This is a genomic window from Bovifimicola ammoniilytica (assembly GCF_025567085.1).
Lineage (GTDB): Bacteria > Bacillota > Clostridia > Lachnospirales > Lachnospiraceae > Bovifimicola > Bovifimicola ammoniilytica.
Genome location: NZ_JAOQJN010000007.1, coordinates 54,885 through 68,842, shown reverse-complemented (window position 1 = coordinate 68,842; position 13,958 = coordinate 54,885). Strand labels below are relative to the sequence as shown.

Genomic DNA, 13,958 nt, shown 5'->3' with positions numbered 1-13,958 from the left:
CCACAATCTAATGCACATTTAATTCTGTTCTTTTAAATCTATAGCTATCACATATGTCTATCAGCATTGGAATACTACATATTACGACAAATAACGTATAAGCCATCACCGACCATATATTTGCAAGATTTCTTTCAAATACAGGATAGTATCTGTAATACATTTTATCATTTGCCACCAGCCATATAAATGCCATCGTGCATACACTCATAGTTGTTAATACTATACTATCTCTTTTATGAAATTTATAAATTGAAAATGCTGTCCTTCCAGGAAGTCCATATCCTCTTGACTTCATAGAATCTGCTGTCTCAATTGAATTCTCCAGCGACCACGTAATCATAATTGATAAAATCGCGGCCATATTTCTAATTATTATAAATATATTTCCCTGATTAATATCTCTTCCCATACATCTTCTTGCTTCCCTGACTCTTATAAATTGCTCCTTGAATCTTGGAACATATCTAAGAGACATTGAGATTATCAGACTTAAATGTGGAATTATTCTTCCGAAAATGTATATGAATTTATCAGATGTCATAATAACATTATAGATAGCAAACCATAATATTACACTCATCATAAGTAATGCCATAAATATTCCATATATTATTGATTCAAGTGTAAGCGGATTACCTGTCTTAAAATAGCCTAAAATCGTCATTCCCTCATGGTTAAATAATGGATTAATAACTATTATCATAATTGTCATAGTAACTAAAAGTTTTAATCTGCCAATAACCTGCCTGATTCCTGTCAGATACGTCAGATATACAAGCGACATTATAAGTGAAATACATATAATTACCGGATGCATTGAAAACATAGCTATTGCAATCACAATTACGAAATATGCCAGATTAACGATAGGATGATATCCTGCAAAGTTGTCTATATTTTCCATTAATTCATTCCCCCTCCTATGTCTTTTCCCAAATCACATGTATACTGCCACCTTATTACATCGCCCTTTTTTACTATATATTTAGAACATCCATAATTAGGAAATTCGCCATTTACGCTATACATCCAGCCCGATGATGCGCCACAATCAAACTCATACAAATTATAAATTCCTTCAATGTATGAACTGTTATATAATGGAGTGAAACTTGCCTCCATATGAATCTTATTATCCTTACATACCCTCTTTAAAATATCAAATACACTTTCTCCCTCTTTAAATGTAACTGTTCTCTCCTTTAATATCCATCCATCTTTAGGAACAATATCTTTTTTATCCTTATCTAATATACTCATATTATTAAGTATAGTGGCACAGGATATCGATATGGTGCAGGTGTTTTCATTCTTACCAGAGTTGCTGCCCGTATCACTATTCGTATTACCATTCTGATTATTGCCTGAATTATTAGATGTTGATGTATTAGAATTTCCGTTAGTATTCTGCTCATTACTACCATCTGATATATTTGTACCCGGACTACTTATATCCGTTTTATTACTGTCTGGCTTAGCTTCTGCTGAATTATCTGTATCTTGTGAAGTATTACCATTTAAGTCTGGATTTTGTTCTCCATTCTGATTGTCTGATTTACTATTATCATTATATGCTGAGGTATCCTGAGCTTCACTATTACTATCTGATACATCTGTATTGGTATTATTATCTGTCTGATTAATATTGTCACTACTATTACTATTCTTTATAGTATATCTATTTTCTACTTTATCACTTGTCGCATTACTTTGTAATTCATTTTCAGTTGATTTATCATCTTTAGGATTAACTGATGCCGGCTTTTCTCCTGATAAGAAAGCTACAGTAAGTACAATAAGTATAAAAGCCACACCTATTACTTTATTTCTATTTAATTTTAACCATTCTTTTATCTTTGAAATATTCATAGTTTTTAGCCTTTTCCATAATATTTTTAATTACCATTTTCATATCATAACCCAGAGATTAATACTTAACATTAATTGAATTATAAAGATTTTATCATATATTGAAAATATAAAGACGCTATATCAAAGAATATAGCGCCTTTATGAATTACTTCTTTATAAAATAGATTATCGCTTTACGATATTATGCTGTCACATCTTTCTTACGCTTAATTCTATATATTACATATACGCCTGCTCCTGAAGCTGTCATTAACAATACATATAATAATATATTAGTATAATCACCTGTTTTTGGCAATGAATCTTTATCATTTCCTGGTGTTTTATCATTATTCTCTGCTGAACTGTTTCCGTTATTATCAGATTTGTTATCTGACTTATCATCGTCTTTCATATTATCATCAGACTTGTTGTCGTCAGATTTGTTATCATCTTCCTTATCATCATCTTTAATAACCGGATTACTAATCTTAGTTACATCACTCATATCATAGATTGATGTGCTGTTCTCAACTAATCTCTTATATGCAACTAATGCTAAATAAGCCTGTTCTGTTGCCATTTCATTAACGCCTTCATCTTTAACGTGACAGAAGTTACCATCTGAAAGATAGAAGCTGTTAAGTGCTGACATAACTGAAACACCATTTTTAATAAATCTTGTATCTGTTCTAGGATTAATTCCCATAACTGATAATGCGATTACTACCTGTGCTGTACTTTCACAGTTAGATGCTGAATAACTACCGAAACTTCCATTATCATTCTGTACTGTTTCAAAATATTCTACTGCTCCGTCTACTGCTGCTTTCACAGTTTCATTTTCATTATAATATTTAGCTAATGACTGAACTGCCATTGCTGTAATATCCACATCATCTTCAGTACCATTAAGTGTAAAGCCACCATTTGACATCTGGTTATCAAGAATAAAGTTAATTAATTTATCTTTTAATGCTGCCATCTCCTCATCTGATAATGATGGAACTTTGTAATCGTTACTGTCTAATGCGATTAATGCCCAGATAGCACCGTTTACGCCCTGTTTAACAACATAATCGAAATCACCAAGAGGCTCTAATAAGTTATATCCTGCAATATCTGTAACATCATATCCTAATGATGTTAATGCAAGAATCATTCTCGAATTATCTGTTGATTTAGCTTTATGAAGTTTAGAACTTCCTATTGCTTTAACATATTCATATGCATTTTTGAAATATCCCTCTTTGAATGTATCACTAATCTGTGATGCTCTTGATAAACCAATAACTCTCCATTCACCACCGATTGAATCTACGATTGGTACTTCGCCATTATTAAATTTATCTGTTACTTCATTAAAGATATTCGCTATCTTAATTGCTGTATCTGATTTAATATTTAAGATATAGATTACAGGTTCTTTGTCACCATTCTGTACAATTACTCTTACCTTTCTGTTATCTTCATTTACGGAAATATTAGCAACACCATCTGTAATTCTCTGGTTATTAACATATACATTGTCACTTTCTGATATACCTTTTACAGAAATATTAACTGATGATATATCATTTACAGTAACATCGTATTCATTAACACCATCTTTTAATTCAACTTCTTTTGAAACACCATTTTCGTCTGTTATAATGATTGATTCCGGTTTATCTGTTCTACCAACATTTTCCTCTGCTGCAGTTGTTCTTACAACATAACTTACTTCTGTTGATTTTTCTCCAAATATACCTGCCCAGATATTAGATGCTGTAACAACCTTTACATAATGAATACCATTAGGGAGTTCTACGGAATTACCATCCTCGTCAACAGCCCACTCAAGGTCGAAACCGTTAGATTCAGCATTTTCTGTATAAGGATTAACATCTGCACCAATTGTGCTATTTCTGAAATAATCTACATAACCGAATTTAGTTGCTCTTGAAAATGAAGCTGTAGAACTGTCACCATAAATTGTACCATCTACACAAGGTAATAAGATTCCCTTTAATGTAATTGCATCATTTTTAGCAAAGTCATTCATATAATATGTTGAAGCTGATACCCAGGCACCTGTATAACGACTTCCGTCATTTGAACCACCCTGGTTATCTGTCCATGAAGTCCTGCCATTCTTTGTCTTTGTATAAGTTATCTCATAATCTGTAATTGTTGAATCTTCATAATGTTCTGAACCTGCAAGTGCATACCATTTCTCACCATCTTCTGATACCCATACCTGACCTGGTTCTCCGGCACTTCCGCCTGATACAAATGAGTTACCATATACATAGAAGTCAATACCATATTTATTATTAGGATTATTCTCAATTGGCTTGTCATAATAATATGTTATATATCCACCAAAGTTACCTAATGAACGAAGTGTACCACCAAGTGTATTCTCCGGTGCTGAACCATATGAACCTGCATTAGTATACTGGCTGTTGATACATAAGTAATCAACTACCTTGTCAGGTACATCATATTTACTCTTCTTAATAGCTTTAAATGAATAGTTGTTAGAAATTCCATTCTCTGCTTCTACATTAATTGTCTGTGTGCTTGTCTTAAGCTCGATATGATATAATCCGTCTTCTGCTTTTTCAAGCACGTTATTACCTGATTTAACTATTGAATTCTCATTAACATTGAATTTAAGTTCAGGCATCTCTGCCTCGTTGCCTACAACAATGCTATAACTGTTGTGGTTCTTATCAAATGCTGGATACCAGTCTCCACTTTCAGTTGTAGCTGAAATTATCTTAGATCCCTCAGTATCTGAATCTGCTTTAACAATTTTTACTGTATATGTCTTACCTGATTCTTCAACATTTGTAAACCCATTCTGTATATATTCATCATCTGAAATTGTCTGAATAGTTAATGTCTTCTCTGTTGTATCACCAAATTTGTAAACAGGTGATTTTCCACCATTGTCTACTTCTGTATAATCTTTTCCGTCTTCACTTATTCTGATATGAACATAATTAGTCTTACCTGTTAATTTAAGGGCAAATGCCTCAGGATTCTCTAATAAATAAGCAACATAGCTTGTATAATCACTATCAACACCTGAAGTTGTGATGTTACCGTCTGCATCGACTTTAAACATTGTTCCCTCAGGTTTACCCTGATAATTTATAGAAAGTAAACTTCTTCCCTCAGGAACTACTTCAATCCCTGTTGAAGATTTAATTGCTGCTGTTGTATCATATGGTCTTGTGACATTGAATTTATATTCAGTAAAGTTAGTATCATCTGTTAAATCTGTTACCCTGATTACTAATTCTGTCTTACCAAATCCAAAATTATATAATGATGTGAATTTTCCACTATTTATCACAACACTTTTATCATTTCCATCAGCATCTGTATATAATGCTTCAGCCCTGAATTTTGTATCATCAAATGTCGTTGTACTTGTCAATGAAAGTGATGATGTACTATATGTCTTGATATCCAAATCATAATCATATACATCTGATTTAAATGTCTCATTTGTATTCCAGTTAGAAAGTGCATATGCTGAGAAATTCAACTGTTCAATTACAGGTTTTACAGTTTCTTTTTCTTCCTTCTTAATATCAATTTCGTATATTGTTTCTGTCTGTCCACTGTTCATACTTGGCCAATTCTTATTACCTACACCAATATAAAGCTTATCGCCATCAGATACTTTTATACTACTGTTTCTGCCTAATTCACTTCCTGCTACATCTGGTGTATAAGTATTTTTATATGTTCTTACCTGGAAATTTCTGTTATATGCTACAGCATTAACATTAACATTTGCACTATCACCATCAATGTAAAGTGTATATGTCTTATCTGAACCTGTGAATGTCTTATTAAGCTTTCCTGTATCAAATTCAAGTTTAGCAAGTGATGTATCGTTATTACTCCAATAACTTCCTAAGTCACCGCCCCAGTTACATGTATATTCAAATGTAACTGTATCGCCTGCTTTTAATGTATTATTTGAAACTTTATAATCACCTAATCCCTGTTTAGTGAACCAGTCATTTAAAGTTCCCATCCAGCCACTCTGCGAACCACCATCATATGCATTTAATCCGTTTATTTCTGAAATATAATTAGACTCTGCACCTGTCTGTGTGTATCCCTTTTGTTTAAGTGCTTTACTTACAACGGTAATAGCTGTATCGTTATTATCTATATCTACCATTGTATCTATGAGTTTACCTTCCCATTTTGCACCATTTGCTACAGAATAAGTGTCGTTCTTAACAATTACATGCACCTGATTAATGGCAGTTTCTGCTTTAGCTATTATATTAGATGGCATATTGGATAATAACAATGCAAATACTAACAACCACGCAAAAAACTTGTTAATCTTCTTCATTTTTCTCTTCTCTCCTTTTCTTCTTTAATTTCTTCCTCTTTAATCTATTTATCTCCTTTGAGTCAGGCTTTAACTTTTCTTTAATACCTGCTTCTTCCAAAGCTCTTGGCCACGGTCCTAACTTTTGTTTAATGAAGCATATGTCATCATCACTAAAATCAGTTTTCTTAGGAGTTCTTTCTTTACCTGATTCTTCATATTTACGGACAAGCATTTCAATTGCCTGTTCTCTTTTCTTATCCATATTTTTTTCCTTTCATAGTGAATACATCATTTTAAATTTTCTTATAAATTGGAAAACCACAATAATAAAGAATGTCGCTTGCGACATTCTCCGCCTGCGGCGGGTTGCTATAGCAACATTTTCTGCTTCGCCACAGTGCGATCCTCGCAGAGCGTTTTTACTTACCAGGACAATTTCACCGAAATTTCCTGGTAAGTAAAAAATGCCTTCAATACATACTACTGTAAAGAAAGCACATCGGTCTGCATAAAATGTTATTCACTTCTATAATAAAAGTAATAAAAGTATTAAAAGTATTTTGAAAAATAAGCATAACAAAAAAAACTTCTACGCACCGGTTGTACTTCTTCTTGTCCAAGAATACTTTACCGAATAAAATGTGGGAGTAATCTGACTTATGGTTATCCCAAATACAGTAATGACAGTTGTTCCGGATTCACACCGGATTCCCAATTACCTGTAGGTCTAATGCCTGTAGAACCACATTCTAATCATATTAAGTTTTACTTCGCAAGTATATACTATCGTTTTAGTGAAGTCAATACAAAAGATAGAATTTGAAAATTATAATATACTTATCAGTTCTTCAACGTCCTCTTCTTTAGTTGCCCAGCTTGTGGCAAACCTTACAACTATCCTGTCATCAGATAATTTCTCCCAGAAGCTGAATTTCACTTTATTCCTCAGATAATCGTATTTATCTTTATCAAGTATGATAAACTGCTGGTTCGTAGGTGAATCGATATATAATTCATAGTTTTTCTCTGCGAATGCTTTTTTTATTTTCTCTGCCATTTCTATTGCGTGACGGCTTATTTCGAAATAAAGATTATCTGTAAATAATGTATCAAACTGTATTCCAAGTATTCTTCCTTTTGCCAACAGTCCACTATGCTGTTTTATATAAGTTGTAAAATGAAGCGGTGTATTATTCTTAGTAAATACTACTGCTTCACCCATTAATGCCCCGACCTTCGTACCGCCGATATAGAATACATCGCATAGTGTGGCAAGTTCAGGCAACGTAATGTCTGACTGTTTACTCATAAGTCCATATCCTAATCTTGCACCATCAATATACAAAGGCATATTATATTTTTTACAGACCCCTGAAATGTTCTTTAACTCCTCTTTTGAATAAAGTGTACCATATTCTGTGGGATATGATATATATACCATTCCCGGAAATACCATATGCTCATGGTTCTCATCATTATAAAAATTACGCATATAAGAATCTAAATCATTAGCATTAATTTTGCCTTCTGTTTCATCTATTTCCATTACCTTATGTCCTGTATATTCTATAGCTCCCGCTTCGTGTACATTAATATGTCCCGATTTAGCTGTCACTACACCCTCATACTTACTAAGCATCGAAGATATCACAATAGCATTAGTCTGCGTTCCACCAACTAAAAGAAATACCTCTGCATCAGGACATTCACAAGCTGCCTTTATCTTCTTCTTTGCCTGTTCACAATATGTATCAGTTCCATAACCCGATAATTGTTCCATATTAGTTTCTAACATCTTTCTTAATATTGGTTCACAAGCTCCCTCTGTATAGTCACTTTCAAATGATATAATTCTTTTATTACGCATAACAAACTCCATTTCTGAGCGACTTTTTGCGAAGAGGCGATGAGAAATTCGCACAGGCGATTTCTCATCTGCCATAAGAGCTATTTGCTTTCGCTCAGAAGCAAATAGCTGTGCGAAAAATAATCGCATCAGCATTATTTTTCGCACTAAACTCCATTTCTGATTTATAAAATTTCTTTCAGGTCATCAAGATTAACATTTATATTCGACATATTCTCACCTGATACCACATTATCCGCTAATTTAAGCTTTCTTTCCTGTAGGTCCATAATCTTCTGTTCGATTGTTCCCTTAGCCACAAGCTTCATGACTGTTAGTGTCCTTATCTGTCCAATTCTGTGAGCCCTGTCGGTTGCCTGATTCTGGACTGCCCCATTCCACCAAGGGTCAAAATGAATGACAATATCTGCTGCTGTTAAGTTAAGTCCTGTTCCACCTGCCTTAAGTGAAATAAGAAATACAGGTACTTTTTCCTCCTGAAATTCCTCTACCATTTTTCTTCTTTCTTCCTTGGTATTCTTTCCACTAAGCATCAGAACATTTATACCACATTTTTCTAATTCACCATAGATTCTTAACAACATTTGTACAAATTGCGAGAATACAAGTATTCTATGTCCACCCTCTATGGCATTTTTGATAAGTTCAATGCAGGTATCCATTTTTCCGGAGCCACCATGGTAATTCTCATAACAGATATCAGGATTACAGCAAATCTGTCTGAGTCTTGTAAGTTCAGCAAGTATTTTTAACTTATCTTCTCTGAATTCCTTGTCATTCTTATTAGCAAGTTCGGTCTTTAATGCATTTACTCTTGCATTGTATAATTTCTGCTGCTCTTCAGTCATATTTACATAGACAACATTTTCAATCTTGGCAGGTAAATCTTTAAGCACATCACTCTTCTCTCTTCTTAATATAAATGGAGACACAACCTTTTTAAATCTGTTAAGTACCTCTTCATCATTATTAAGTACTATAGGCTCTTCGTATTTATCCCTGAATGTCTTATAATCTGATAAATATCCCGGCATTATGAAATCAAAAATACTATACAAATCACTAAGCCTATTCTCAATAGGTGTACCGGTAAGTGCAAATTTATGTTGTCCTTTCAGGCGTTTAACTGCAATTGATACCTGCGTTGCCGGGTTTTTAATATATTGTGCTTCATCTATAATAATATAGTCGAATTCCTTATTTTCAAATTCTCCAATATCTCTCTTAAGTAAATCATATGACGTTAATAGTATATGATATTCCTCACTATCATCTAACAGATTTTTTCTTCTTTCCTTATCACCGATTATCGTAAGCACTGATAAATCAGGTGCAAATCTGTTAATTTCACTTTCCCAGTTATATACAAGCGAAGAGGGGCACACAATTAATGCTTGTTTCTTGCGTGCTTCTAGCAATGTTATAACCTGAAGTGTTTTACCAAGCCCCATATCATCAGCCAATATTCCACCAAAATTAAAATCTGATAATACTGACAGGAATCTGTATCCGGTTTTCTGATATTTTCTTAATTTGGCATTTAATTCAACAGGAACACTATAATCTGTCTCCCCAACATCCTTTAGGTCTCTGATAATTTTCTTGAAATCACTGTCACGCCTTATTGTGTCATCTGTAGAAAATTCTTTAAATGTCGAATTAATATATCCCGCATAATAATTCTTAACCTTAAAGTCTCCGTTAAGAATATCCTGTTTCTGAACCATCAGACCTGTGGTTATCTCTGATAAAAATGCCACATTTCCATCATCAATACGCAGAAAATCTCCGTTCTTCATACGGTAATATTTCTTTCGTAATCTATATGCCTGAAGAACCTCATACATCTCTTCCATATTTAATTTATCAGATTCGATATTAATATCGATTAAATTGCCCACAAGACTTATTCCTACAGATGGTTTTGGAACCTGTATTACCCTGAATGAATTAAGGACATCTGCCATAAATACATCTGCAATGTCGTTTAATTTGGCAACACCATCATCAAGAAAATCGAATAATTTATCTTCATCGTTAATCTGCCATTTTCTACTACCTTCTTCGTCCTCAACCACATCAAAATATTGTTGTACGACTTCTAATGCATTACTTTCTCTTGTAATATCCCTGTATTCTCTGCTCTCGTTATGTACTTCAAATACATCATACACATCTTTACCATAGATGGCCTGTAATTTAAGACTTACCTTACCCTCATCATTATCAATATAGACATTTATTTTTGCTTTCGTAGGCATATATTCTTCTATATCTATGTCTTCACATACAATACCTATATGCTTCTTAAGTCGTAAAAGTACATTGCCGCAAAATGCCCTGTAGTCCTCTTTATTAATAAAGTCAAAATTCCTGTCATAATACAAATATTTTGATTTCTTCTCTTCCATACTGTTCATTGCCCTGATAAACGGAATTACATCTTTTGAAAATTCTTCTGAACACTTGTATATTTCATTTTCCACCATAAGAAAATCGTGTCTGTCACCATTAATTATCTTTACTGGTTTCATAGCAACACTTATGCCGCAATCATTTTCATTCTTGATCATAAGACACAGATTAGGATTATCCTCAAGAATTCTATATTTTACATTATCTATCGTTATTTCATTTCCCATATATACATTGAATATTCGCTCTAAGAAAAATGGATTGACAGCTAATGACCTGTATTTATTCGAAATCGTAATCTCATTTTCAAAGTTAGAAAATGTAGCCTTGACTAATTCCATAATGAAGTCAAGCCTTGGTAATGATTCCTCAGTAAATACCATTCTATCATGAATTACTGACAATTTCTTTGAATATTGAATTTTCTTCTTCGCTGCCATATTCTGTGCAAGTCCAACGATATCCTGAACAATAATCATCTTACCGGTTCCGATTTTAGCATTTACATAATAATTAGTAATACCATTTTCATCACCACTTGTGGTAAGACTTAAATCTAAATTAACTCTGCCCTTATCTGTAATACTTTCTTTCGTTATGGCATATTTACGGATTACTTCCTGCAAGTCCTTTGATGTCTCCCTATCCTTGCTGACAGGAACTACCTGTTTCTTCATTATCTCTGTTTTTCTATATTTCAGATATGAAAATGCCACCGCTACACAATGCTTACACATCTTTTCATTAAATCCCTCACAACTACATTGATAACCGTATATAGGTTTTTCATTACGTCTTTCATCTACCCATATTATGGAATTATATTTTCTTGCATTTTCTTCGACAATTCCCTTAACAATATTAGCACCTGTCATAGTATCTTTACTTATTTCTAAATCGTTAATCTTCTTACTTCCATACAGATCTCGTCCCTCTTCATATTGTCTGTATCCACAACTACTCAAAATATCCTTTATTTCTAGCATTTTCTTCTCCAATCCGTTTTAGTGCCTATAACATAAACAGGAATAGCACAATTAGTCTTGTTACTATTCCTGTCACATTTTCAAGACCATTTCCTAAAACCCGTAAAATACCTGTAATTATATTTTAGAAATATACTAAATCATCTTCAGGTTTTGTCGACTTTTCGGCACTGATAAGATGAAGTACTGGTCCTTTTCCTCTATATTCTTTTAAAAATTCACGTCTTATTTTTGCTGTAACTGTAACCCAGTCCTTATCATTAAATAAAATTTCTGTGTTGCTCTTGCACAACATTCCCATAAATGATATGTCATCCGCACAACAAGTCATAGCAAATCTTCCCGGAACAAAGCATGTATTAGGATATTTCGGTGGCTTATAAACCATTGCGTTAAATTTTACAACTTTCCCATCATATTTCTTAGGATTATCCATTGCATCTACAAACCACATTCCATAGTCATCATCATCTATCTCAATAATGTCTGCATTAATGTCAAATGGTAACTCTTCTTCCTTTAAGGCATCTTCAAAACCTTCTGCTGCTTCATATCCAATCTGTGCTTTCTTATTAAAAATCTTCACACATTTTCTGAATTCATTACGTTTTGTTTCATTTGTACAACGATTTAAGATAACCATATCAGACAACGATAACTGCTCAATAATTATTGAACGCATATTTGTCCAGTACATATTAAATGTGGTAGCATCAACTGTTGATATAACCTGTGCAAGTGTCCATTCTTCGGGCATATTATCTTCGTCAACCGCATCTAATTCCCACATTCCATTATACTCTATCATAACACGCTCAGGTTTATAGAATTCCTCACATTTCTTGAAGAATTCCTGTGATAAACCATCTTTCTCTTCTACTGTCTCTATAAAAATATTGTTCTTAGACAAGGCAACGGCATCATATTCCTCGATACCCTCCTCGCATACTATAAGAACAGTTTTCTCACCCCTTGAAAATCCCGGGTCATTAAGTGTGTCTCTTATAAAACTTGTCTTACCGCTTTCAAGTATTCCGGTAAATAAATATACTGGTACTTCTCTATCCTGATTGTTCATATTCTAATCTCCGTTCTGCAAGGCACTTTAATATTTGCTTCATTTAAAAGGCAATGCATAAGCTTTAATATAGACATATCATTACCTTTTTATTTTATTAATCTGCTAAATAAAATAATTCTTTTAACTTATTTTCGTCAGGATTAGTTCCTATTACACAGATACGTCCTGTATAATCAGGACTTCCCTTTCTAAGTTCATATTCACCTGGAACAAGGTCAAAGTATATCCATTCTCCATTAACATTTGGAAGCATACCTTTTGCTCTTAAGATGACACCATACTCGTCTGTATTAGCAAGTTTATCAAGTGCTGTCTTAACCTCTTCTTCAGTATATTTTCTAGGTGTCTCTGTTCCCCAGCTTGTAAATACATCATCTGCATGATGGTGATGATGTCCGTCATGGTCATGTCCACAACCACATTCTCCATCGTGATGATGGTGTTCATGGTGTTCATGGTCATGTCCACAGCCACACTCTCCATCGTGATGATGGTGTTCATGGTCTTCATCTTCATGGTCATGTTCACAGCCACACTCTCCATCATGATGATGGTGTTCATGGTCATGTTCACAGCCACACTCATCATGGTCGTGGTGATGATGTCCACATTCAGGGCAAACATCTTCTTCTGCTAATAATTCTTCAGCAAGTGAACCAGATTTCTCCATAGCAGCAAGTATCTGTAAACCATTAATATCTTCCCATGGTGTTGTGATAATTGTTGCATTTGGATTATGCTCCTTTAATAAGCAGACACATTCTGTCATCTTAGCTTCAGGCATCTTCTGTGAACGACTGATAACTATAGTTCCTGCACTTTCAACCTGATTATTGAAGAATTCACCGAAGTTCTTCATATACATCTTAGTCTTAAGACCATCTACAACTGCTGTTGTGCTGTTAAGTATTATATCCGCTGTCTCCGATTCCATAACATCTGTTACAGCCTTGATAACATCTGATAATTTACCTACTCCTGATGGCTCAATAATGATTCTGTCAGGTGCATATTTATCAATAACTTCTTTAAGTGCTGTACCGAAATCTCCTACTAACGAACAACATATACAACCTGAATTCATCTCTGTAATCTGAACGCCTGCATCTTTTAAGAATCCACCATCGATACCGATTTCACCAAACTCATTCTCGATAAGAACAAGTTTCTCACCCTTTAATCCTTCCTCAAGTAATTTTTTTATTAATGTTGTCTTTCCAGCTCCTAAGAAACCAGAAATAATGTCTATTTTCGTCATAATATTATGTCCCTCTTTCTATTGATTTTCCGTAACTTTTAGTATAACTCTTTCCCACTCTTTGTCAAGTGGGCAGTTTAGCAATATTTATCAATAAAACGAGGGATTTTTATATAGCAAGTTATAAATTATATTTATACAATGTT

General features: G+C 33.6%; 8 protein-coding genes and 1 riboswitch. All 8 genes read right to left on the bottom strand.

Annotation, left to right across the window (positions count from 1 at the left end; genetic code table 11):
• Positions 1-7: 7 nt before the first annotated feature.
• Entirely contained in the window at positions 8-907 is a 900-nt protein-coding gene (locus OCV48_RS10180; RefSeq protein ID WP_147591863.1) for an energy-coupling factor transporter transmembrane component T, read from the bottom strand.
• Entirely contained in the window at positions 907-1,872 is a 966-nt protein-coding gene (locus OCV48_RS10175; RefSeq protein WP_021982950.1) for a DUF4430 domain-containing protein, read from the bottom strand. Before OCV48_RS10175 ends, OCV48_RS10180 begins: the two co-directional genes overlap by 1 nt.
• Before the next feature lie 184 nt (positions 1,873-2,056).
• Positions 2,057-6,223 carry a DUF4430 domain-containing protein gene (locus tag OCV48_RS10170; protein ID WP_147591862.1) on the bottom strand — a complete coding sequence of 1,389 codons (4,167 nt, stop codon included), beginning with the start codon at positions 6,221-6,223 and terminating at the stop codon, positions 2,057-2,059.
• Positions 6,210-6,467, bottom strand: a complete 258-nt coding sequence (locus tag OCV48_RS10165; protein WP_147591861.1) for a homing endonuclease associated repeat-containing protein — start codon at positions 6,465-6,467, stop codon at positions 6,210-6,212. Before OCV48_RS10165 ends, OCV48_RS10170 begins: the two co-directional genes overlap by 14 nt.
• Before the next feature lie 364 nt (positions 6,468-6,831).
• Positions 6,832-6,967: riboswitch (cobalamin riboswitch) on the bottom strand.
• 64 nt (positions 6,968-7,031) lie between these two features.
• Entirely contained in the window at positions 7,032-8,072 is a 1,041-nt protein-coding gene (locus OCV48_RS10160) for a threonine aldolase family protein (RefSeq protein WP_147591860.1), read from the bottom strand.
• A gap of 164 nt (positions 8,073-8,236) precedes the next feature.
• Positions 8,237-11,473, bottom strand: a complete 3,237-nt coding sequence (locus OCV48_RS10155) for a DEAD/DEAH box helicase (RefSeq protein WP_147591859.1) — start codon at positions 11,471-11,473, stop codon at positions 8,237-8,239.
• Between the two features lie 124 nt (positions 11,474-11,597).
• Entirely contained in the window at positions 11,598-12,551 is a 954-nt protein-coding gene (locus OCV48_RS10150) for a TIGR03943 family putative permease subunit (RefSeq protein WP_021982945.1), read from the bottom strand.
• Positions 12,552-12,648: 97 nt separating this feature from the next.
• Positions 12,649-13,812 carry a CobW family GTP-binding protein gene (locus OCV48_RS10145; protein ID WP_021982944.1) on the bottom strand — a complete coding sequence of 388 codons (1,164 nt, stop codon included), beginning with the start codon at positions 13,810-13,812 and terminating at the stop codon, positions 12,649-12,651.
• Positions 13,813-13,958: the final 146 nt, after the last annotated feature.